We start from the raw sequence: 596 nt of genomic DNA, 5'->3' as shown, positions 1-596 counted from the left end.
TATATCGATACCGGCGCAGTGTTCTGCGGAAACCTAACATTGATTCAGGTACAGGGAGAAGGCGCATGAGACTCGAAAGCGTAGCTAAATTTCATTCGCCAAAAAGCCCGATGATGAGCGACTCACCACGGGCCACGGCTTCTGACTCTCTTTCCGGTACTGATGTGATGGCTGCTATGGGGATGGCGCAATCACAAGCCGGATTCGGTATGGCTGCATTCTGCGGTAAGCACGAACTCAGCCAGAACGACAAACAAAAGGCTATCAACTATCTGATGCAATTTGCACACAAGGTATCGGGGAAATACCGTGGTGTGGCAAAGCTTGAAGGAAATACTAAGGCAAAGGTACTGCAAGTGCTCGCAACATTCGCTTATGCGGATTATTGCCGTAGTGYCGCGACGCCGGGGGCAAGATGCAGAGATTGCCATGGTACAGGCCGTGCGGTTGATAATGCCAAAACAGAGCTGTGGGGGAGAGTTGTCGAGAAAGAGTGCGGAAGATGCAAAGGCGTCGGCTATTCAAGGATGCCAGCAAGCGCAGCATATCGCGCTGTGACGATGCAGCAAGCGCAGCATATCGCGCTGTGACGATGC

Annotated in this window: 1 pseudogene; it reads left to right on the top strand. The window is 52.3% G+C overall.

Features of this window, described 5'->3' with window-relative positions:
- Nucleotides 1–65: 65 nt before the first annotated feature.
- Nucleotides 66–563, top strand: a pseudogene (locus tag EMN46_RS18790) (antitermination protein); the annotation flags it as partial.
- Between the last annotated feature and the right edge of the window lie 33 nt (nt 564–596).

The sequence above is a fragment of the Ancylomarina sp. 16SWW S1-10-2 genome (genome assembly GCF_009669305.1).
GTDB lineage: Bacteria > Bacteroidota > Bacteroidia > Bacteroidales > Marinifilaceae > Ancylomarina.
The sequence above is the reverse complement of the archived record's forward strand: the minus strand, read 5'-3'. Positions and strand labels throughout refer to the sequence as shown.